Source organism: Noviherbaspirillum sp. UKPF54, from assembly GCF_007874125.1.
In the GTDB taxonomy this organism is placed as follows: Bacteria; Pseudomonadota; Gammaproteobacteria; order Burkholderiales; family Burkholderiaceae_D; genus Noviherbaspirillum.
Window position 1 is genome coordinate 3,991,715 of the sequence record NZ_CP040128.1, and the last position, 19,587, is coordinate 4,011,301.

At 66.8% G+C, this 19,587-nt stretch carries 23 protein-coding genes; 8 read left to right on the forward strand and 15 right to left on the reverse strand.

All coding sequences use genetic code 11. The annotated features are described in order from the left end of the window. Nucleotides 1–7: 7 nt before the first annotated feature. The 4 genes from FAY22_RS18440 to FAY22_RS18455 form a co-directional block, all read right to left on the reverse strand. Nucleotides 8–754 carry a cytochrome b/b6 domain-containing protein gene (locus FAY22_RS18440; protein ID WP_146331904.1) on the reverse strand — a complete coding sequence of 249 codons (747 nt, stop codon included), beginning with the start codon at nt 752–754 and terminating at the stop codon, nt 8–10. Next, a complete protein-coding gene (locus tag FAY22_RS18445; RefSeq protein ID WP_146331906.1) occupies nt 726–1,196 on the reverse strand; it encodes a diheme cytochrome c in 471 nt (156 codons plus the stop codon). The genes FAY22_RS18440 and FAY22_RS18445 overlap by 29 nt, the downstream gene beginning before the upstream one ends. A 32-nt stretch (nt 1,197–1,228) precedes the next feature. Further along, nucleotides 1,229–1,645 (reverse strand): DUF1924 domain-containing protein, encoded by a 417-nt coding sequence (locus FAY22_RS18450; RefSeq protein WP_146331908.1) that lies wholly within the window; start codon nt 1,643–1,645, stop codon nt 1,229–1,231. 109 nt (nt 1,646–1,754) lie between these two features. Next, a complete protein-coding gene (locus tag FAY22_RS18455; RefSeq protein WP_146331910.1) occupies nt 1,755–2,612 on the reverse strand; it encodes a helix-turn-helix domain-containing protein in 858 nt (285 codons plus the stop codon). A gap of 169 nt (nt 2,613–2,781) precedes the next feature. Between FAY22_RS18455 and FAY22_RS18460 the strand changes: the two genes are divergently transcribed. After that, nucleotides 2,782–3,711: a DMT family transporter gene (locus tag FAY22_RS18460; RefSeq protein ID WP_371417404.1), complete on the forward strand. Its 930-nt coding sequence runs from the start codon at nt 2,782–2,784 to the stop codon at nt 3,709–3,711. On the opposite strand, the gene FAY22_RS18465 is transcribed toward FAY22_RS18460, so the two are convergent. The 4 genes from FAY22_RS18465 to FAY22_RS18480 all read right to left on the reverse strand — a co-directional run bounded on the left by FAY22_RS18465 (nt 3,663) and on the right by FAY22_RS18480 (nt 5,997). Continuing rightward, nucleotides 3,663–4,334: a glutathione S-transferase family protein gene (locus FAY22_RS18465; protein WP_146331914.1), complete on the reverse strand. Its 672-nt coding sequence runs from the start codon at nt 4,332–4,334 to the stop codon at nt 3,663–3,665. The genes FAY22_RS18460 and FAY22_RS18465 overlap by 49 nt on opposite strands. A 71-nt stretch (nt 4,335–4,405) precedes the next feature. Continuing rightward, on the reverse strand, nt 4,406–5,155 hold the full coding sequence (locus FAY22_RS18470; RefSeq protein ID WP_146331916.1) for an alpha/beta fold hydrolase: 750 nt from the start codon (nt 5,153–5,155) through the stop codon (nt 4,406–4,408). A 27-nt stretch (nt 5,156–5,182) separates the two neighbouring features. Continuing rightward, nucleotides 5,183–5,599 carry a carboxymuconolactone decarboxylase family protein gene (locus FAY22_RS18475; protein WP_146331919.1) on the reverse strand — a complete coding sequence of 139 codons (417 nt, stop codon included), beginning with the start codon at nt 5,597–5,599 and terminating at the stop codon, nt 5,183–5,185. Continuing rightward, the gene (locus tag FAY22_RS18480; protein WP_146331921.1) at nt 5,596–5,997 is read right to left on the reverse strand and encodes a MerR family transcriptional regulator; all 402 of its coding nucleotides are present in this window, start codon (nt 5,995–5,997) and stop codon (nt 5,596–5,598) included. Before FAY22_RS18480 ends, FAY22_RS18475 begins: the two co-directional genes overlap by 4 nt. Nucleotides 5,998–6,139: 142 nt before the next feature. Between FAY22_RS18480 and FAY22_RS18485 the strand changes: the two genes are divergently transcribed. The 6 genes from FAY22_RS18485 to FAY22_RS18510 all read left to right on the forward strand — a co-directional run bounded on the left by FAY22_RS18485 (nt 6,140) and on the right by FAY22_RS18510 (nt 12,272). Next, nucleotides 6,140–6,742, forward strand: coding sequence for a GNAT family N-acetyltransferase (locus FAY22_RS18485; protein ID WP_246860561.1), 603 nt, complete (start codon nt 6,140–6,142; stop codon nt 6,740–6,742). A 114-nt stretch (nt 6,743–6,856) separates the two neighbouring features. Beyond that, complete coding sequence (locus FAY22_RS18490; RefSeq protein ID WP_146331923.1) at nt 6,857–7,840, forward strand: diacylglycerol kinase family protein; 984 nt, start codon at nt 6,857–6,859, stop codon at nt 7,838–7,840. Next, on the forward strand, nt 7,837–8,661 hold the full coding sequence (locus tag FAY22_RS18495) for a metallophosphoesterase (RefSeq protein ID WP_146331925.1): 825 nt from the start codon (nt 7,837–7,839) through the stop codon (nt 8,659–8,661). Before FAY22_RS18490 ends, FAY22_RS18495 begins: the two co-directional genes overlap by 4 nt. Before the next feature lie 80 nt (nt 8,662–8,741). Then, entirely contained in the window at nt 8,742–9,647 is a 906-nt protein-coding gene (locus FAY22_RS18500) for a GyrI-like domain-containing protein (RefSeq protein WP_246860562.1), read from the forward strand. A gap of 88 nt (nt 9,648–9,735) precedes the next feature. Next, entirely contained in the window at nt 9,736–11,676 is a 1,941-nt protein-coding gene (locus FAY22_RS18505) for a hypothetical protein (RefSeq protein WP_146331927.1), read from the forward strand. Nucleotides 11,677–11,735: 59 nt separating this feature from the next. Continuing rightward, nucleotides 11,736–12,272, forward strand: a complete 537-nt coding sequence (locus tag FAY22_RS18510; protein ID WP_146331930.1) for a hypothetical protein — start codon at nt 11,736–11,738, stop codon at nt 12,270–12,272. Here the strand turns inward: FAY22_RS18510 and FAY22_RS18515 are convergent. The 5 genes from FAY22_RS18515 to FAY22_RS18535 all read right to left on the reverse strand — a co-directional run bounded on the left by FAY22_RS18515 (nt 12,217) and on the right by FAY22_RS18535 (nt 15,303). Then, entirely contained in the window at nt 12,217–12,468 is a 252-nt protein-coding gene (locus tag FAY22_RS18515; protein WP_371417405.1) for a 2Fe-2S iron-sulfur cluster-binding protein, read from the reverse strand. The genes FAY22_RS18510 and FAY22_RS18515 overlap by 56 nt on opposite strands. A gap of 68 nt (nt 12,469–12,536) precedes the next feature. Beyond that, nucleotides 12,537–12,815 carry a DUF1294 domain-containing protein gene (locus FAY22_RS18520; RefSeq protein WP_146331933.1) on the reverse strand — a complete coding sequence of 93 codons (279 nt, stop codon included), beginning with the start codon at nt 12,813–12,815 and terminating at the stop codon, nt 12,537–12,539. After that, nucleotides 12,812–13,192 carry a VOC family protein gene (locus tag FAY22_RS18525; protein ID WP_146331935.1) on the reverse strand — a complete coding sequence of 127 codons (381 nt, stop codon included), beginning with the start codon at nt 13,190–13,192 and terminating at the stop codon, nt 12,812–12,814. The genes FAY22_RS18520 and FAY22_RS18525 overlap by 4 nt, the downstream gene beginning before the upstream one ends. A gap of 19 nt (nt 13,193–13,211) precedes the next feature. Next, entirely contained in the window at nt 13,212–14,024 is an 813-nt protein-coding gene (locus FAY22_RS18530; protein WP_146331937.1) for a carboxylesterase, read from the reverse strand. A 61-nt stretch (nt 14,025–14,085) separates the two neighbouring features. Next, a complete protein-coding gene (locus tag FAY22_RS18535) occupies nt 14,086–15,303 on the reverse strand; it encodes a triacylglycerol lipase (RefSeq protein WP_146331939.1) in 1,218 nt (405 codons plus the stop codon). 280 nt (nt 15,304–15,583) lie between these two features. Here FAY22_RS18535 and FAY22_RS18540 point away from each other — a divergent pair, with 280 nt between their 5' ends. After that, on the forward strand, nt 15,584–16,234 hold the full coding sequence (locus FAY22_RS18540) for a hypothetical protein (RefSeq protein WP_246860564.1): 651 nt from the start codon (nt 15,584–15,586) through the stop codon (nt 16,232–16,234). A gap of 84 nt (nt 16,235–16,318) precedes the next feature. Here FAY22_RS18540 and FAY22_RS18545 read toward each other — a convergent pair whose 3' ends face one another. Both FAY22_RS18545 and FAY22_RS18550 read right to left on the reverse strand, forming a co-directional pair. Beyond that, the gene (locus FAY22_RS18545; RefSeq protein WP_146331941.1) at nt 16,319–16,792 is read right to left on the reverse strand and encodes a Dps family protein; all 474 of its coding nucleotides are present in this window, start codon (nt 16,790–16,792) and stop codon (nt 16,319–16,321) included. Between the two features lie 89 nt (nt 16,793–16,881). After that, nucleotides 16,882–19,347: a penicillin-binding protein 1A gene (locus FAY22_RS18550; protein WP_146331943.1), complete on the reverse strand. Its 2,466-nt coding sequence runs from the start codon at nt 19,345–19,347 to the stop codon at nt 16,882–16,884. Nucleotides 19,348–19,587 lie beyond the last annotated feature (240 nt).

The window sequence follows — 19,587 nt, forward strand, 5'->3', positions numbered from 1 at the left end:
CCGGCTCTCAATGGCCGTCGTGGCGGCCGGCGGCGACCTGGGACGACACGGTCGCCGCGCCGTCCCCGGCGTCGGGCGCGCCCTGCCACTGCAGCCACCAGAATCCCAGCACGGCGGCCAGCAGCAACGCCGCCACGCTGCGCCAGGCGCTGCGGATGCCTTCCTGCGGGCGGCCCTGCTTGCGGCCGGTGATCATGGCGCGCACCAGGTTTTCGCGGTGCAGGCGGCTGCTGACGACCACCGCCGCGACATGCACGCCGACGATGGCCAGCATCAGGCTGGCGGCGCCCTCGTGCAGATCTTCCAGCCACTCGCCGCCGATTTCGTTGTAGGTAGCCCAGCCTGCCGCCGTCACCAGCGCCGTCAGCGCCAGCAGCGCGACGATGGCCAGCGCGCCGGCCGGATTGTGCCCGGTATGGTGCTCGGGGCGGCCGCGCAAGAGCGAACCCAGGTAGCGCATGACGGCCCCCGGTCCGCGCACGAAGTCCGAGAAGCGCGCGTAGCGGGTGCCGACCACGCCCCACAGGATGCGGAAGACGACCAGCCCGGCCATGGTGTAGCCCAGGCTCACGTGCACCAGCCGCCAGCGTTCGCTCTCGGCGGTGAGATATGCGCCGGCGAACGACAGCACCATCAGCCAGTGGAACACCCGCACCGGAGCGTCCCAGACCAGGATGCGGCGGGCTTGCGGATCGGCGCCTGTTTCGGGCGCGGTGGCAGGCGCATCAGCGCGGGATACGGACGTAGTCTTCATCGAAATCTCCTTGGTCGGCTCGGGTATGGCAGGCGGCGCAATTGGACGGGCTCTTCACCGCCGCGCGCTTCCAGACGGCGGCGGGAACTTCGTCGTGCTTGCGCACAAACCAGGCGGAACGGGTGATGCGGTCTTGCGGCGGCGCTTCGCTCACGCGCCGCTCGCTGCCGGCGTTGGCCGTGAGCCAGGCCGACAGTTGCTGCACCGTGGCCGCATCGAGCGAGGCATCGGTGCCGAAGTGGCGCGGCAGGTTGTGCATCAGGCGCTGCCAGGATGCGGCCGGCAGCATGCCTGGCGGGTAGGCGACGTGGCAGGAAGAACACTCCTGCTGGTAGGCGGGCAAGAGCGGCACGCGCGTGCCGTGGTGTCCGTCGGCCAGGGCCGCGCCGGCGGCGCCCATCGATGCGGCAAACAGGATGAAACAGCGAAGTCGAAACGGCATGGTCAATTCTCCTTGAGAACGCATACAGGGCATCAGGGCTTGAGCGTCATCAGCCAGCTCAGCACGTCGGCCTTTTCGGCCGGCGTGCATGCGCGACCCACGACGTCGTTGCAATTGCGGCGGAACCATTTCTCGCTCTTGGCCGCGTCGCTGAAGCGCTCGGGATTGAAGGCCGGCGCCAGCGGGCGGATCGGCTTGCCGGTGGCCGCGTGCTTGCCGGTCTGGGTAGGGAGGTCGCCGTGGCAGGACGAGCAACTCCATTCATGACCGTGGCGGGTGGTAAAAAACTGCCGGCCGCGCTCGGGCGACGCGGGTGCGCCGGCTTCGGCCGTGTAGCCGGCCAACAGCTCGGCGGGGGCGGCGCCTTGCGCGGCCGCAGGCAGGCCGCACGCCAGCGCCAGCGCAGCGCACGACAGCAGCGGGAATCGGTACGGGGTATTCGGATGCATGGCAACTCCTTGACAGAGGAGTTGCCATGATCTGGCGCGAATCTTAAGGCGAACTTAAGCGACTATCGTGTCCTGGCAGCGGCTTCCCCCGCTCCGGAATGACGGTTTTTTATTGGCGCACTGGCTGAGGTTCCCGGCCGCCTGAAGCCGGCTCGCCCTGATCGCGCGAAACCGCGTTGCCTCCGCCTTTGCGGAATTCATCGGGCGTGACACCCAGCATGCGGCGGAACATGGCGATAAAGGCGGAAGCGCTTCCGTAACCAAGATCGAACGCCACTTTTTCCACTGTCTGACCGGCTTCGAGCAAGGGCATTGCCTTGACGATCCGAAGCCGCTGCCGCCATTCAATGAAAGACATTCCCAAGTCGCGCTGGCAACGCCGCGTCAGCGTGCGCTCGGTCGTATTCGCTACGCGCGCAAGCTCCGGCAGCGATCGCGTATCGCCGGGATTGGCTTCCAGCATGCGCAACACCGGCCCCAGGACCGGGTCGTCCGAAGCGGGAAGGTAGCTTCCCGCGCAGGCGGCGCCGGCAAGCTGGTCCAGGACCACCCGCAACAGCCGGTCGTGCGCCTCCGCTCCCTGCGCCTGCGGCGGATGGTCGCGCAGATGTTCGAGGGCCGCGCGCAAGAGGGGACTGACGGTCAGGGCACACGTCGTTTTCGGCAAGGCGGCGCACAGTTCCTCGGCGATATAGACCGAGCAGAACGTGGTTTCATACTTGTTCACCCCCATGTGTTCCACGAAGGGCGGCAGCCAGACGGCATACTGCGGCGGCGCCAGGTAGTGGCGGTTGGCGAGCTTGACTTCCATGAGCCCGCTGAAGGAATACACCAGTTCGCCCCAGGCGTGATGATGGCGCGGGTTCGCCGCCTCGGCGGGAATGCTGGCCGAACGGAAGTAGATGGGCGCGGGAAGGGCATCGCTGAACGGCGGGCGATACAGGTGCCTGGCGCGCGGCTTTTTCATGGGCATCGTCCTGTTCTTCGTCAGATTGGCCGGATCACGGCACAAGCTGTCCGATTCTCACTATATCAATAAATGCCGCCACTCGCATAATCGATTCCTCGATGGCAGGAAAACAGAGGGGGAAGGCGTGTGCGCGAGGAAGGCAGTGGATGGACGGGCAATCGGCCTGATGGTGGTGCTGTGCACCGTGTGGGGCATGCAGCAGGTGGCGCTCAAGGCCACGGCCGGCGACATCAGCCCGGCGTTGCAGATTTCTGTGCGCTCCGGCATCGCGGCCGTACTGGTAGCGCTGGTCATGGTCGCCCGGAAAGAGAAAATCTCGCTCGCCAGCGGTCTCTGGCGGCCCGGCCTGGCGGTCGGCATCCTGTTTGCGTCCGAGTACGTTTTCGTGAGCCAGGCGCTGCATTACACCAGCGCCGCGCACACGTCCGTCTTCCTGTACACCGCCCCCGTTTTCGCGGCCCTCGGCCTGCATTGGAAACTGGCCGATGAACGCCTCGCGCCGCTGCAGTGGATCGGCATCGCCATCGCCTTCGCCGGCATCGTCACCGCGTTTCTCGGGCATGGCTTGTCGGATTCCTTCGCGCACATGGGGCAGGCGCTGCGTGGCGATGCGCTGGCCCTGGCCGCGGGCGCTTCCTTCGGCGCGACCAACGTGGTCATCCGCTGCACCGGCCTGGCACGGGCGCCCGCCACGGAGACGCTGCTGTATCAGCTGGTCGGCGCTTTCGTGCTGCTGCTGGCGGTCGCGGCGACGGGCGGGGAGTTGTCGCTGAACCCGACGCCCGCCGCCTGGGCCGGCCTGGTGTTCCAGACCCTGGTGGTGTCGTTCGCGAGTTTTCTCGTCTGGTTCTGGCTGTTGCGCCATTACCTCGCATCGCGGCTGGGCGTGCTGTCGTTCATGACGCCGATCTTTGGCGTGGCGTTAGGGGCCTGGCTGCTCAACGAGCCGATCGAGCCAACGTTTCTCGCCGGTGCGTTGCTCGTTTTGGGCGGCATCGCGCTGGTCAGCGGTTACGAGTGGCTGCGCGACGCCGCCGTCCGGCGTCATCAATCCAGCAATGCATACGGCCCGCCGCGCTCCAAGGCGCGGCGATAGGCCGGGCGCGCGTGGATGCGCTGGAGGAAGTTCATCAGGTTCGGCCGGCGCTCGTCCAGCCCGGCGCGAGAAGCCGCCGCTTCCAGCGGAAAGCTCATCTGGATGTCGGCCGCGGAAAACGACGGCCCGGCGAACCACTCGCTCTTGCCCAGTTCGCCTTCCAGAAAATCGAGATGGCTGTCGATCTGCGGGTGGATGTACATGCGCTTGACCTTTTGCGCAATCGCGCGCGCGATCGGCTTGACCAGGAAAGGCATCGGCCCGGTTTCGATCCGGTCGAACACCAGCTTCATCAATAGCGGCGGCATGGCCGAGCCTTCGGCGTAATGCATCCAGTAGGTGTAGCGCAGCCGCTCCGGCGTGCCGGCCGCCGGCGCCATGCGTCCGTTACCGTAGCGCTCGGCCAGGTATTCCAGGATCGCGCCGGACTCGGCCAGCGTGAGTTCGCCGTCAGTGATGACGGGCGATTTTCCGAGCGGGTGCACCTTGCGCAGGGACGGCGGCGCCAGCATCGTCTTCGGATCGCGCTCGTAATGCTTGATGTCGTAGTCGACGCCGAGTTCTTCGAGCATCCAGAGCACGCGCTGCGAGCGGGAATTGTTGAGGTGGTGGACGATGAGCATGGTGATCGTTCTTTCCTGGTCGTTGTTCGGTCTGGCGCATCGCTGCCTGGAAGTGCGGCTTGCACGCCGCATCATTGTGCCTGTAAAAACGCGGCGATGCGGGGCAGGAGCGTGGCGCGCGCGGCCAGCGCGCCGGCATGGCCGTAGGAAGGCAGCTCGATCAGCGGCGCCTCCAGTTCGGCGGCGGCGCGCCGCACCGATTCCAGGCGCTGGTCGCGCCCGCCGACAAACAGCAGCAGCGGCGCGGCCAGCGAAGGCAGGCATGCCGCGAAGCTGGCGCGGTCGACGGCCGCCGCGCACAGCGCAGCCAAGTCGTTGTCCAGGATGGCGGCGCGCGCCTGCGCGCCGATGCGCTCGCCGATGAAGCGTTCCAGCGCGGCCATGAACGCGTCCGGGTCAATGTCGTCGATGCCGCCGATACCTTCAAACGCCTCGAATGTCTCTTCGTATGGATGGGCGCCGCCGACGATGAGCGACGCCACCCGCCGTGGATGATGGAAGGCCATGCCGAACGCCAGCCAGCCGCCCATCGAATAGCCGCAGAAGTGCGCGCGCGGAATGCCCAGCGCATCGAGCACCGCGACGATGTCGGCCAGCCGCCGCTCCAGCCGGTAGGCGCTGCGCTCGTCCGGCTTGGCGCTGGCGCCGTGGCCGCGCGCGTCGATCAGGATCACGCGGTGCGACTGCTGCAGCGCATCGACATAGCCGTACGCTTTCCATTGCGCCGAACTCGCAGTAAAACCGTGCAGCAGCACCAGCGGCGGCCCTGCGCCATGCGTCTCGTAATAAATGTCGACACCGTCGTTGTGTGCGTAAGGCATGGCTATCTTCCTGTCACAGGCAATCGCTCATTGTGCAGGCGGTACGGCGCGCTCCGCAAATACCTCCTTCGCCGCGAACAACCCGTTCAGGGCCGCGGGGAAGCCGGCATACACCGCCATCTGCATGATGACCTCGACCACTTCTTCGCGGCTGACGCCGACGTTGAGCGCGCCATGAATATGCACTTTCAGTTGCGGCGCCGCGTTGCCGAGCGCCGTGAGCGCAGCCACCACCGCGATTTCCCTGGAACGCAGATCGAGCTGCGGCCGCGCATAGATATCGCCGAACGGGAACTCGATCAGGTAGCGCGCGAAGTCGGGCGCGATGTCGGCGAGCGCCTCGACGACATGTTCGCCGGCGCTGCCGTCGATCTCGCGGAGTTTTTCCAGGCCGCGCGCATAACGGTCGTCGGGTTGTTGCGCATGGAGGGTTTCGGATTTCATTTGCTCGCCTTTCTCTTGGTCCCGGTCGCGGCGGCGATCATTTTCCGGTAAGTCCGGATCTTGTCGTCGAGCGCCGAGGAACAGTTTTCCAGCTCGGCCATTTTGGCGACCAGGCGCTCTTGATGGAGCTGCAGCATCGCGAGCCGCGCATGCAAAGTCTCATCTCCGTGCGCGCGCAACTGCGCGTAGCGCTTGATGTCCGCCAGCGACATGCCGGTTTGCTTGAGCCGCAGCACGAATTCGAGCCACAGCACATCCTCGCTGCGATAACGCCGATGCCCGTTCGCGGCGCGCCCGACCGAGCGCAGGATGCCGGCCTTTTCGTAAAAGCGCAGCGTATGCGCGGACAGGCCCGTCAAGCCGGACAATTCGCCGATGGAAATAAATTTGCAGGTCACGCTTCCCATGCTAGAACTTAGAGTGCACTCGAAGTCAAGCAGCATAGCAAACCGGCGCCGCCGCGGCACCATCCTCCCGCGCGTTTCGATCCTGGAAGAGGGCGCTACAATCGCGCATCGTCATCGCAGCAGGAGGCCGGTGTTGAACAAGCGTAACTTCCAGACCATGGCGGCGGAGGCCGCGCCACATCGACGTGCTGCGATGGCGCGTGTGCGCGCGATGAGCGGACAGGATGTGGCCGCAGTGCTGCGCATCCAGTCGGCCTGCTACGCGCCATCGATGGTGGAAGCCGAAGAGACGATCCGGCAGCGCCTGCGCGAATTTCCCGGCACGGCCTGGGTGGCGCAAGACGAACAGGGAATCTGCGGCTACCTGGTGGCTTACCCTTCGCGCGTGGGAAACATCACGCCGCTGGGCGCGACGTTCGGTAAGACCGACGCTGCAGACACACTCTATCTGCATGACCTGGCCGTGGCGCCACGGGCGAAGGGGCAGGGCGTGGCGAAAGCGCTGGCAGGCTGCGCGCTGGAACAAGCGCGCCTGCGCGGATTGCGCTTTTCCGCGCTGGTGTCGGTGCAGGATTCCAGGGCATTCTGGCGCGCGCTCGGCTATGAAACCTGGGACGCGCTTCCGCCGCAGCAGCAAGCCTGCTTGCTGACATATGAAGGCCAGGCTTGCTACATGGTGAAGCGCTTGCGCGCCGGGCCAGCGCAGCGAGATGACGCGCAGGCTCGCACAGCTTAAGCCCCTCATGCACGGTGGGATTGCATACTGCCCGTCGCCGTACCGATTTATCGCATAACCGGATCGAGCATTCCGGCGTACCCTGTCCTGGTGCCACCTGATCCGGAGGAAATTGTGATATCCGACACATCGCCCGATCGCGCCTGGTCGGCCCCCGCGCTGCCAGTAACGGCTCTCGATGATTTGCCGATCACAGTGCTGATGAATGCGCGTTCCGGCAACAAGGATAAGGCCGACGTCCGCGGCGCCATCGCCGATGCGTTGCGGGCGTCGGGCCGCGACGCGCAGGTGCTCGTCGCGCGGAGCCCGCGCGACCTGCCGCGACTGGCCAGGCAGGCAGCCGACGCCCGGCCGGGCATCCTGGTGGCGGCCGGAGGCGACGGCACCCTGAACACCGTGGCAGCGCTGGCGCATGCGCGTTCGCTGCCCTTTGCCGTCATCCCGCTGGGCACCTTCAATTACTTTGCGCGCGACCTGGGCATCCCGCTCGACCCGGCGGCCGCCACGCGCGTTGTCACGACCGGCCATGCGCGCCCGGTGGCAGTCGGGTTCGTCAACGGCAGGCTGTTCCTCAACAACGCCAGCATCGGCCTGTACCGCAAGCTGCTCGAGCACCGCGAAGCGCACAAGAAGCGCTTCGGGCGCAACCGCGCGGTAGCGTTGCTGTCGGCGCTTGTCACGCTGCTGCGCGAACACCGGACGCACCTGCTGCGCCTGGATATCGACGGCAGGACCATGATGCTGCCGGTGCTGACGGTGTTCTTTGGCCGCAATGCGTTGCAGATGGAACAGCTCGGCCTGGACGAGGCGCTGTGCGTGGCGCGCGGCGAACTGGCCGTGCTGGCCTTGCCGCGCGCCAGCCGGCTCGGCCTGCTGGGGCTGCTCCTGCGCGGCGCGGCGGCGCGCCTGGAATACGCGGACGATCTCCATCAGTACTGCGCGCGCCAGGTGCGCCTGGACCGGGTCGACGGCGGCGCGCGCCGCATACGGGTGGCGCTGGACGGCGAAATGATCGACTGCACGCTGCCGCTGGTCGTCGAGTCGGCATCCGCCGCGCTGCAGGTCATCGTCCCCGTGCGGCCGGAGGCGCGCCAATGACCTCCATCGCGCATATCTCGGATACGCATTTCGGCACTGAGGACGCGCCCGTGTGCGAGGCGCTGCGGCGCGCGCTGCTGCACGCGGCGCCGGACCTGGTGGTGCTGTCGGGCGACATCACGCAGCGCGCCAGGCGGGCGCAATTTCGCGCCGCGCGCGCCTTCCTCGACAGCCTGGCGCCGCTGCCGGTGCTGGCGCTGCCCGGCAATCACGACTTGCCGCTATTCGACCTCTTCACCCGCTTCACCGGGCCGTACCGGCGCTACCTGCGGCATGTCTGCCCCACGCTGGCGCCGCTGTGGCAAGGCCAGGCTTTGGCCGTGGTCGGCGTCAATTCGACGCGCGTGCTGCGCCACAAGCACGGCGCGCTGCCGGCCGCCCTGGTGCGGCAAGTGGCGCAGCAGATCGCGGAACTGCCGCAAGCGTTCAAGGTGGTGGCACTGCACCATCCGCTGGCCGTCATCGAGGCCGGCGACGCGCGCAACCGTGCGCGTGGCGCGGACGACGCGCTGGCGGAGTGGACCGGCGCCGGCGCCGACCTCATTCTCGGCGGCCATATCCACTTGCCATACTGCATCCTGGCCGGCCCCGCGTCGCGCCAGGCGGTGCTGCTGCAGGCGGGCACGGCCATGTCCACGCGCCGGCGCGGCGGACAAGCCAATTCCTTCAACCTGGTGAATTTCGATGCGGGCGGCGGCAGGCGCATGACTATCGAACAGCGCGACTACAATGCGCATGCGCGCGCCTTTGCATGCGTCAGCGTGCGGCAGGCGGTTTTTTCCGCGGCCGGCTGGGTTCTGGATCCGGGGCCGCGCCCATAGCCCATACATGGATAGCAACTTCGGTCAGGCTATCCGGAGCGGCGCGCGCTATGCTCTGACTGATCAAGAAGGAGACGCCATTGCATGCACCAGCCTATTTCGACCGGATGCTCGCCGTGCTCGCGTACATCGATGCCCATCTGGACGGCGACTTGCGCGTGGAAACCCTGGGCGCGGTCGCCGCGTTCTCGAAGCACCACTTCCACCGGCAGTTCTGCGCGCTGTTCGGCATCGGCGTGCACAAGTACGTGCGGCTGTGCCGCCTCAAGCGCGCATCGTTCCAGCTCGCCTTCCGCCGCACAACCCCAGTCATCGAGATCGCGCTGGCCGCCGGCTACGACGCACCGGAAGCGTTCGCGCGCGCCTTCCGCAAAAGCTTCGGGCAATCGCCCTCCGAGTTCAGGGAGCAGCCGCACTGGGAGCCGTGGCACGCCGCCTTTCAACCTTTGCGACAACTGAGGATCGATCACATGACACCAGACCATCAAGCCGCGCCAGTGCGCATCGTCGCCGTCGACGACATCCACGTGGCGCTGCTGGCGCACCGCGGCGACCCGCAACGCATCGGCGACACGGTGCGCAGCTTCATCGCCTGGCGCCGGCAGCATCGCTTGCCGCCCGCCGTCAGCGCCACCTTCAACATCCTGCACGACGACCCGCAGCAGGTCGCGCCGCACGACTTTCGCCTCGATCTGTGCGCCGCCTTTGACGGCGAGGTGGCCGACAATCCGTACGGCGTGACCGGCGCCGTGATCCCGGGCGGGCGTTGCGCGGTGCTGCGTCATGTCGGCTCCGACGAAACTCTGGGGGAAACCATCCGCTACCTGTACGCGGAGTGGCTGCCGCACAGCGGCGAGGCGCTGCGCGACTTTCCAGTGTATGTGCAGCGCCTGCGGTTTTTCCCGGACGTGCCGGAACATGAGGCGGTCAGCGATGTATTTTTGCCATTGCGCCAGCCGGATTACGAAAATGGCATGTCGCGCTGACAAGAGCGGCGCATTTTAATTTTCATGGAGAAACTTTTCCGTCATTCAATTGTCGATAGGAACTATCAGCATCTTCCGTCGACCTTGAATGACTTCCTCGATACGGACAGCGCAGGCCGGTATTCTGCGCGCGGCCGCATGTGCACTTCTCCTTGCCGGGCTGGCCGGCTGTGGCGGGGGCGGCAGCGATGCGTCGGCGCCGGGCGGCTCATCCGCGCTGCAATCGCAACCGGACACGGCGCAGACCACGGCCGCGCCGACTACCGCCATCGGGCCGGGTGCGCAGCCGACCCTGCTGATTTCCGAAGTGGCAAGCAACTACTACAGTGACGACGTGGCATGGTTCGAGGTCTACAATCCGGCTTCCACGCCGGCGACGCTGTCCGACTATACCCTCAACAGTTCCTACTTCGACACCGGCACCGGCGCCAGCAAGCTGACGCCGGCGGCGTTCTCCCTGCCCGCTGCAAGCGTGCCGGCCCATGGCTACCTGGTCGTCGCGGCGAGGGTCTATGACAAGCTCAAGGACAACAGCCAGATGGTGTACGTGCAGAACGGCACGCGGCGGCCGTACTGGAATGGCAGCGGCTCGCTGGAGCTGGTCACGCAGGGCAGGACCGCCGATTTCGTGCGTTTCGGCAGCTCCGGCGCGGCGCCGGCGACGGATGCGGCGTGGACCGGGGCGAACGTGGCGGCGCTGCCGTCCGGCCCGAACGAGCACGGCAAGTCCATCGTGCGCCCGGCGACCAAGGGCATGACAGACACCAACAGCGCCGCCGACTGGACGCTGGTGAATTTCGCCACGCCGGCCGGCATGAACGACGTGCCCGCCGGCGCGGTCGATTCCGACCATGACGGCATTCCCGACAGCGCCAAGGCGCCCGGCGGCACCTATGCGGGCATGGACCTGTACACGATGGGCGCGCGCACCGGCCGGCGCGACCTGTTCATGGAAATCGACTACATGCAGGGCAGCGATCCGGCGCTCACGCCGCGCCTCGAAGCCTTGCAAAAGGTGGTCGACGCCTTCGCCGCGAAAAACATCGCGCTGCACGTCGACACCGGCAAGCTCTACAGCGACGGTATCGACGCGCAGCGCTTCAACCTGGGCGGCGGCGAGCAGGTGGAGTTCGCCAAGTGCATCGCGCTCGACGTGGGGGCCGCCGCCGCACCCTCCGGCTGCACCTCGTTCTACGACTACAAGAGCGCGCACTTCGACGTGCGGCGCCGGCTGGTGTTCCACTACGCGCTGTTCGCCAGCTCGCAGAACCTCGACGGCAGCGCCGGCTCGTCGGGCGTGGCCGAATTGCTGGGCAATGACGTGGTCGTCACGCTCGGCGGCTACAACCTCGGCAGCGGCAGCGCGACCAGCCAGAACATGCTGATCAACCTGCAGGCCGGCACCCTGATGCACGAGTTCGGCCACAACCTCGGCCTGCGCCACGGCGGCAACGAAGACGCCAACTACAAGCCGAACCATTACAGCGTCATGAACTACATGTACCAGTTCGCCGGCTTGAGCGCGGCGCCCGACTCCGCGACCGCGGCGGAACGCTATTACCTGTCCAACGGCTTGAAGGGCAAGACCTACTGCAACCTGTCCGACAACTCGCCGTGCTCGAATAACTTCATCATCGGTTATTCCGACGGCAGCGGCGCCGACCTCAACGAGAGCAGCCTGTCGGAAGCGGCCAACATCGGACGCGGTGCCGCCGCCGGCGCTTATGCGGACTGGGACAACAACGGCGCGTTCACCGCCGCGACCGTCGCGCGCAACCTCAATCCGCAGGACGGTTCGACCAAGAGCATACTGAAGGATTACAACGAATGGGCCAACCTGACGCTGCCGTTCGCGCGCGTCTATGCCGGCAGCAATTCCGGCGCCGCGCTCGACTCGGCCGCCGAGCAGGAACGCCCCAATCCGATGAACCAGCGCCCGCTGCACCACGTCGTCGAAGAGCCGCTGCCGGCAAGCCTGCATGCGGAGCTGCGCGACATGGGCGCAGCCTGCGACAGGCGCTGGCCATGACGCTGCGCCTGGCCTGCCTGCTGGCCTGCAGCCTCTTTATGGCGGGCCCGGCGCTGGCATTGCAGATTACGGGATTGTCGGCAGTCGAGCCGCTCGCCGCTAACGAGGTCAGGCCGACGGTGAAGGATGGGGTGCTGCGCATTGAGTTGACGCCGCAGCAGACGGTCACCGTCGCCCCCTGGCCCGCCTACCTGCCGCAGCGCTTCGGCCCGCAGTCGATCGCGGCGACGCGCCAGCCGCACCCGGCCGGCCCGATCGACCGCATTTCCCTGCGCGAGCGCGCGGACCGGACGGCATGGCTTGAAATCGGCGCCGGCGCGCCGCCGTCGTCGGCCGTCATCGGCCCGTGGCGGCTGCAGAAACCGGCGCGCGGATGGAGCGTGGCGCACGGCGGGCAGCGCATCCCTCTGCGGGCGAACGCGCCGTCGGCCGTGCGCGCCGGCGACGCGCGCTGGTGCGTCTACCTGCTCGACGAGGCCGTTCCCCAGCCGCGGCCGGGCCTGGCGACGGAACAGGAAGCGCGCGCGTCGTGGGCCGCCGTCAGGCTGGGTGCGCGCCAGCGGCGCTGTCCCGCGCCGCCCGCGGCGCCTCGATGACAAGGTCGGACTCGGCCAGCGCCACGCACGGCAGGATGAAGCCCTGCGCCTTTTCTTCCGGCAGCAAGCCCGGCCATTCGATGCGGTAGCTCACGCGCCCGCTCGCGACGCGGCACATGCACGCGCGGCAAGTGCCGTTGCGGCAGGAGCTCGGCAGCCGCAGCCCGGCGCGCGCGGCGGCGTCGAGCAGCGTCATCCCGTGCGGCGCGTCGAACGTCCATCCCGCCGGCTCGATGCGCACCGAGCAGCGCTCGCCTGCGCCGCTCACGCCGCGCTCCGCAAGGACAGCCACAGCAGCCATCCGGCGGCGACGCAATGCAGCGCGACCGTCATCCAGAACACCACCAGGAACGAGCCTTTGGACGACTTGTGACGCAGCAGGCGCTGCGCCGCGAGCGCGCCCGGCCAGCCGCCGAGCAGCCCCAGCATGTGCAGCGTGATTTCCGGCGTGCGCCAGTGCGCCTTTCTCGCCGCCGACTTGTCGTGCGCATAGAACGCGAACGTGGCGATGCTCGCGGCGAGATAGTAGGCGAGCAGGGTCATAGATAGTTCGACACTTCGATCAGGTTGCGGTCCGGGTCGCGGAAGTACACGGAACGGATCGGGCCGGTCGCGCCCGTCCTCTGGACCGGGCCATCCTCGATCGCCACGCCGCAGCGCGCCAGGTGCGCCATCGCCTCGGCCAGCGGCACCGAGGTGATCAGGCACAGGTCGGCCGAGCCGGGCGTGGGCAGCAAGGCCTTCGGCTCGAACTCGGCGCCATGCTGGTGCAGGTTGATTTTCTGGGCACCGAAGGCGAGCGCCTTCCTGCCCTGTCCGAAAGTCACCACGTCCATGCCGAGCGCGGTCGAATAGAAATCGCAGGTGGCATCGATGTCGCGCACGGTGAGAACGATGTGGTCGATTCTGTCTATCTTCATGGTTGCGGCAAGGTGGTCGTTAGCGGACGGCATCGCTCACTTCGGCAGTCCAGCGTGCGATTTCGTCGGCCGAAGCCGCAGGCGCGCCGATATGGCTCGCATTCGGCTCGTACAGCCGGTTGAGCGGATTGCGGGGAAGGGCGGCGAAGCGAGCCTGCTTGCTCCTGGCCAGCGCTGGATAGTCGCCGCTGGGCGCGATGTACAGCACCGGCACCTGCGGCTTCACGTTGCCCGGCGCACCGGCCCGGCCCATCGCCCCGTCCGGGTCGAACCAGCTGAGGTAGGAGGCGGCGGTGGTGACGACCGGGTAGACGCCCTTCGCTCCTTCGTAGTCGGCGAAGCGGGCCTTTTCAGCGCCCTTGCCTTCGGCCACCAGCTGGCGCGCGCGCGCCACCGGCTCGGCCAGCTTTTCCACGAAGGCTGGGCTGCTGACATCGCCGCCCGGCGCGATGGCGATGATGCCGTCGACCGCGTGGCGGGAGGCGAAGTACAACGCAAACACGCCACCCTGGCTGTGGCCGGCGACGAACACCGCGCGCGCGCCCTTGGCGCGCAGCGCAGCCAGCGCCGATTCCAGCTCGCCTTCGGCGGCACCGACATCCACGTCGTAATCGCGCCGGGCGGACCAGGGCATGTCGAGGTTCGCCACGAGGAAGCCTTTTTCCGCCAGGGCGGAAGCCAGGCCGTTGACATGCTTGTCCGGCGAGCCGCCCTTGCCGTGCATGATCACGACGCCGATGGGCGCCGCGCCGGCGCACGCGCCATTCAATGGCAAGACGGCCGCGGCAAAGGCCAGAGCGGCGGCGGCAAGTTGCAAAAGCTTGCGCAGCATATCGTTCCCCTCGTATCAATCCATAACGCGAAGGATTGTAGCGCGCCGGGAGTGAACCCTGTTAAACGTCGGGCGCGACGAACCACTCGCGCAGCTGCTCGTACACGCGCGGGCTGCCGAGCAGGTCGAGATGACCGGTCTCGTAGACGATCGACAGATGCGACGCCGGAAACGGCAGGGTGCGCTCCGGGTCGGCATGCCGCCCGAGCGCGCTGTCGAGCGGCACCAGGCCGTCGCCGAGCAAGAGGTTGCTGATGTCCGCGGTATCCTTGCCCAGCATCGCGGCCATCGCATAGCTGCGCACGCCGGCAGGCAGCGGCACGAAGCTGCGCATGTCCTCGGTGCGCACGAAGCGGTTGCGCCCCTCCCAGTCGGCATCGAGCAGATTGCCATGCCGCAGGTCGGTGATGCCGGCACTGCGCAGCATGCCCAGGCGCGCGAACGGCGCGACATAGGGAATGGCCTGCAGGATCGTGTCGACCCAGTTGCCGATGCGCTCCAGCGGCGCGCCGTGATGCGGCGTGCCCATGCACACCAGCCGCTTCAGGCGCGGCAGCCACACCAGATTTTCCTCGGCCGCGTAATGGCAGGCGCTGCGCGCCACCAGGCCGCCCATGCTGTGGCACACCAGCACCAGTTCTTCCACCGGCTGCGGCCATTGCTCGACGAGCTGTTCGAGCAGCGCGGCCAGCGTGCGGCCGTTGGACGACACATGCAGGCCGGTGTTGTAGTGCAGGTAAAGCGCGGTGTAGCCGAAATCGCGCTCCAGCGCCGCGCCGTGGCTGTGCCCCTGGCGCTTCCACTGCAGGTCGTTCATGCACAGCCCGTGCAGCAGCACGACGATCTTGCCGCCGGCCTGGGGAATCGCATTGCTCAATGCCGCGCGCTCGAGCTTCAAGGGCTGGCCTCCGCGCCGCATCTGCATGCGGATCGCGAGCGAATTGCCGCTCTTGAGCATGTGGTCGCCGAGGATGCCGTTCAATGCGGCCAGCACCGCCTCGCGCTGCGGCGACGAGGCGCGTTCGCCGAACAAGGGCACGAGCCGGGCCAGGGCGGCATCGGCGCCATCGCCGAGCACGCGGGTGGCGCCGCGCACGGCTCCGTAGACCAGTCCGGTGATGCCGCGCGTGCGGCGCGGCACCGGGGCGGTCTGGCGCGCCGGATGCAGAACATTGTGATGGACGTCTTCCACCAGATCGACGATGCCGAGCGTGGCGTCGGTCGCCAGCCGCGCCAGCGCGCGCAGGTCGGCGGGACGAATATGACTTGTCTTTTTCATGAACTTTCTGCTCATTAATTTTCTGGTAGGCATGATCCTTTGCCATGGCTCTCGCGCACCTTAGCAGAGTATGCGAGGTGCGCCGCTTGAGTTTGAACAATGGATGCACGGGCATGCTTGGCTGGCATGCGTTTTTTACTACCGGAAAAATAGTTGGAACCGCGCCTGCCTGCCTGGGTCAGAAGCCCCTGTACCGTACGCAATTTTTCCTGGTTTCAAAATTTGCAGCGGTCAATTCCTCACCGAAGACAGGATGGAGACAGTGAAGAAAACTCTTGCAATGATGGTTCTGGCAGCAGGATTGGCGGGCACGGCTTGCGCGCATGCGGACATGGGCTTGGTCGGGGAAGTCGGCACCACCGGCGTCGGCGGACACATGGTGATTCCGCTGCGCAAGAACATGAATGCACGCCTCGGCATGAACTACCTCTCCTATTCCTACAGCGGCAGCACGCGCGACATGGATTACGACCTGTCGATGAAGGCCAGGACCTATGACGCGCTGCTCGACTGGTATCCCAGGGAGCATAGCTCGTTCCACGTGACCGGCGGCCTGGCGTACAACGGCAACAAGATCGACGCGCAGGCACGCCCGAACGGCAGCGGCAACTACACCATCAACGGCAACAGCTACAGCGCGGCGTCCGCCGGCAAGATCACCGGCCAGGTCGACTTCGGCAAGGTGGCGCCCTATCTTGGCGTGGGCTGGAGCAAGGCGGCGGAAAAGGGCTGGTCGTTTTCGAGCGACGTCGGCCTGCTGTTCCAGGGCTCGCCGCATACTTCGCTGAGCAGTTCCGGCTGTACCGCCGGCGCCGCCGCCTGCAACCAGCTGGCCGCCGACGTGGCGAAGGAAAACGCGCGCCTGTCCGACGAAGTCAGCCGCTTCAAGGTCTATCCGGTGCTGCGCATCGGCGTCAGCTATAAATTCTGACGATGCGAACGATAGCTGCACCACCAATGGCAGCGGAGCCGCAATAGCGAACCCTATGCAAGCTGTCGGAAGGCGCCGGCCTGACTATTTCTCTTCCAGCAGCGAGCGCAGCATCCACGCCGTCTTTTCATGCACCTGCATGCGCTGCGTGAGCAGGTCGGCGGTCGACTCGTCGCCGGCTGCGTCGACCGCCTTGAACATCGCGCGCGCATTGCGCGCCACCGTTTCCTGGTCCGCCACCAACTGCCGGATCATTTCCTGCGCCGCCGGCACGCCGTCCGGCTCCTGGATGCTGGTCAGCGCGGCGAACATCGAATAAGTGCCCGGCGCCGGGCTGCCGAGCGCGCGTATCCTTTCCGCGATCACATCCACCGCCTGCGCCAGCTCGGTGTATTGCGTCTCGAACATCAGGTGCAGGGTCTGGAACATCGGGCCGGTAACGTTCCAGTGGAAATTGTGCGTCTTCAGGTAGAGGGTGTAGGTGTCGGCCAGCAGGCGCGACAGGCCGTCGACGATGTCGCGGCGGTGGTGTTCGGAAATGCCGATATCGATTTGCATGTGAGAACTCCGTGTGCGTGGGGATGATCAATACGACAGCACGCATTGCGCCGCGTTCGATCGCACCGCGCGCGGTTTGACGCAGGCCCCTATCTCCCCGGTTCCGAAAACGCCTGCCCGGCGCCGCTTCGCCCCAGCTTGCTCAGGAAATTGCCCAGTGCATCATTGGGCGACTGCTCGTCGCGCCGGCGCACCGCTTCGATGCCGTCCGGGCCGATGACGAGCGTCGTGCTGCCGTCGCGCGTGGTGACCACGCCATAGCCGGGCGGCAGCGCCGACGTGTCGAGCGGCGCCGCATCGGGCGCGCCGCTGTCGCCGCTAGAGCTCGACACGTCGGCGCCCGCCGCATCCTGCGGCGGCGCGGCGACGATCAGCGGCGGCGGACGTTTCGGCTGCGGGAACTTCGCCTTGGTATCGATGAGCTTTTGTTTCAGCATGTCGCGGAAGAAGTCGCCCACCAACAGCGCCGCGTTGTGCCCGCCTTGCCCCCAATAGTCGCTGCGCATGGTCACGCGCGAATCGTTGAAGCCGACCCAGGCGCCGGCCACCAGGTTCGGATGCATCAGGATGAACCAGCCGTCGGTGTTGTTCTGCGTGGTGCCGGTCTTGCCGGCGATGTCGGCGACGATGCCGAAGCGATCCCGCACCACGGTGCCGGTGCCGCGCTTGACGACGCCGCGCATCATGTCAATCAGCTCGACGGCCGTGTCTTCCGACATGGCCTGCGTACCCTCGGTGCGGAAGTCGGCCAGCACGTGGCCGTCGCGGTCCTTGATGCGCTTGATGAACACCGGCTTGCGGTACTCGCCGACCTGGGCGATGGTGGCGTAGGAAGTCACCATTTCCAGCAGCGTCACCGCGCTGGTGCCGAGCGCGAGCGACGGCACCGGGTCGAGCCGGCTTTGCCGGATGCCGGCGGCGCGCGCCAGGGTGATGATGGAAGGGATGCCGGCATCCTGCATCACTTGCGCGGTGATGGTGTTCTTGGAATAGATCAGGCCCTCGCGCATGCTCATCATCCGGCCGGACGCGCCGCCCATGTCGGAGGGGCGCCACAGCGAGCCGTCGGGCGCGCGGAACTCGACGGTGCGGTCGAGGTAGGCGCGCTCCGGGCTCAGTCCCTGCTCCAGCGCGGCGCCGTAGACCAGCGGCTTGAAGGTGGAGCCGGGCTGGCGCTCGGCCTGCGCGACGTGGTCGAACTGGTCGACGTCGAAATCGCGGCTGCCGACCCAGGCCTTGATCTCGCCGGAAAACGGCTCGACCGCGACGAAGCCGGCCTCCAGCCGCGTCTTGGCCTCGCGCAGGCGCGCCATGAAGTTCGGGCTGGCTTTCAGGCGCGCCAGCGCCGCCGCATCCTTGTGGCCGCGCGCAAGCGCCTTGCGGTATTCGGGCGTCTCGCGGATGAAGGTGTCGAGCAGGTCGCGCCGCGCCTGCCAGAAATGCCGGAACGGTTCGACCCGCTTGCGCAGCGTGGCGTAGGCGCTCGGCGCATGGGACGCGACGCGCTCGGCGCTCTGGCCCCATTCGACGTCGGCGATGTTCTGCAACACCTGCGACTGGCGCGCGACGGCCTCGGCGGCGGCGTCCTGCAGGCGGTCGTCGATGGTGCTTTCCACCACCAGGCCGTCGGTATAGAGGTTGTAGTCGTGCTGGTCGGCCCACTCGATCAGGAAGCGGCGCGCATAGGCGGCGAAGTGGGGCGCCACGCCGAGCGGGTCGGGCTGGCGCGTGAGCTTGACCTGCAGCGGCTGCTCGCGCATGGCGTCGAACTGCGCCGCGGACAGCACATTGCGCTTGACCATCTGCGCCAGCACCACGTTGCGGCGCTTTAAGGCGCGGTCGGGATTGATGATCGGGTTGTAGTAGCTGGTGCCCTTCAACATGCCGATCAGGGTGGCGCTCTCCAGCGCGTCGAGCTCGGCGGCCGGCTTGTCGTAATAGGTGCGCGCCGCCATCTCGATGCCGACCACGTTGTACAGGAAGGGCACGGTGTTGAGGTAGGTTTCGAGGATTTGCTCCTTGGTATAGGCCTGTTCGATCTTGAGCGCGGTGATGATTTCACGCAGCTTGCGGTCGATGGTGCGCGAACGGCCTATCTCTTCCGGGAACATGTTGCGCACCAGTTGCTGCGTGATGGTCGAGCCGCCCTGCTGGTCTCCCTGCAGCGTGTGCACGACGGCCGACAGCGTGCGCGCGAAGTCCACGCCGCGATGCTCGTAAAAGCGGTGGTCCTCGGTGGCGACCAGGGCCTGGACCACGTAGGGCGAAATCCGCTCCAGCGGAACGCGCTCCTGCTGGCCGCGCGAGAACGTGGCCAGCTGCGTGCCGGAGGCCGACAGCAGGATGCTGGGCTCGGCCGTGCGCGCGGCCAGGAGGGCGGCGACGCTGGGCGTGGTCGGCGCGATCTTGGCGAGATACGCGACGGCGACGATGACGGCGGCAAAACCGAGGATGAACAGCGCGCCGAACAGGCTGACGAGATGGTGGGCGATGTGGCGCAGGATTGTTTTGCCGCGCGGCTTGTCTTCTCCGAAAACAGGGGAGGGATCTGGCATGTGCGGATTCTCGCTGTCCACTTTGGATAACCTTGTTGATTTTTTAATGGGAATTTGGACAAGGGCAGCAAGGTTTGGTTTTATGGCTGAAACAGAAACTCGACCAGGCGCATGCAGGCGCGTTGCGCAACAGATACGATTAGTGGGCGGCAGCGGTATTGCTCGGCGACACCTGTCTGCGCATTCGCCGAGGTTGGCGGGCGGGCTTAAGGGGCGTTATAGTGAGCGCAACACATCGAC

Excerpts from the sequence above, each read along its gene's own strand:
- FAY22_RS18530 (WP_146331937.1), bottom strand. The coding sequence starts at position 14,024 with ATGCTGCGCAAGCTTTTGCAACTTGCCGCCGCCGCTCTGGCCTTTGCC.
- FAY22_RS18440 (WP_146331904.1), bottom strand. The coding sequence starts at position 754 with ATGAAGACTACGTCCGTATCCCGCGCTGATGCGCCTGCCACCGCGCCC.
- FAY22_RS18495 (WP_146331925.1), top strand. The coding sequence starts at position 7,837 with ATGACCTCCATCGCGCATATCTCGGATACGCATTTCGGCACTGAGGAC.
- FAY22_RS18515 (WP_371417405.1), bottom strand. The coding sequence starts at position 12,468 with ATGACGCTGCTCGACGCCGCCGCGCGCGCCGGGCTGCGGCTGCCGAGC.
- FAY22_RS18550 (WP_146331943.1), bottom strand. The coding sequence starts at position 19,347 with ATGCCAGATCCCTCCCCTGTTTTCGGAGAAGACAAGCCGCGCGGCAAA.
- FAY22_RS18540 (WP_246860564.1), top strand. The coding sequence starts at position 15,584 with ATGATGGTTCTGGCAGCAGGATTGGCGGGCACGGCTTGCGCGCATGCG.
- FAY22_RS18475 (WP_146331919.1), bottom strand. The coding sequence starts at position 5,599 with ATGAAATCCGAAACCCTCCATGCGCAACAACCCGACGACCGTTATGCG.
- FAY22_RS18520 (WP_146331933.1), bottom strand. The coding sequence starts at position 12,815 with ATGACCCTGCTCGCCTACTATCTCGCCGCGAGCATCGCCACGTTCGCG.
- FAY22_RS18505 (WP_146331927.1), top strand. The coding sequence starts at position 9,736 with ATGACTTCCTCGATACGGACAGCGCAGGCCGGTATTCTGCGCGCGGCC.
- FAY22_RS18445 (WP_146331906.1), bottom strand. The coding sequence starts at position 1,196 with ATGCCGTTTCGACTTCGCTGTTTCATCCTGTTTGCCGCATCGATGGGC.
- FAY22_RS18465 (WP_146331914.1), bottom strand. The coding sequence starts at position 4,334 with ATGCTCATCGTCCACCACCTCAACAATTCCCGCTCGCAGCGCGTGCTC.
- FAY22_RS18460 (WP_371417404.1), top strand. The coding sequence starts at position 2,782 with ATGGTGGTGCTGTGCACCGTGTGGGGCATGCAGCAGGTGGCGCTCAAG.
- FAY22_RS18450 (WP_146331908.1), bottom strand. The coding sequence starts at position 1,645 with ATGCATCCGAATACCCCGTACCGATTCCCGCTGCTGTCGTGCGCTGCG.
- FAY22_RS18525 (WP_146331935.1), bottom strand. The coding sequence starts at position 13,192 with ATGAAGATAGACAGAATCGACCACATCGTTCTCACCGTGCGCGACATC.
- FAY22_RS18535 (WP_146331939.1), bottom strand. The coding sequence starts at position 15,303 with ATGAAAAAGACAAGTCATATTCGTCCCGCCGACCTGCGCGCGCTGGCG.
- FAY22_RS18470 (WP_146331916.1), bottom strand. The coding sequence starts at position 5,155 with ATGCCTTACGCACACAACGACGGTGTCGACATTTATTACGAGACGCAT.
- FAY22_RS18455 (WP_146331910.1), bottom strand. The coding sequence starts at position 2,612 with ATGAAAAAGCCGCGCGCCAGGCACCTGTATCGCCCGCCGTTCAGCGAT.
- FAY22_RS18545 (WP_146331941.1), bottom strand. The coding sequence starts at position 16,792 with ATGCAAATCGATATCGGCATTTCCGAACACCACCGCCGCGACATCGTC.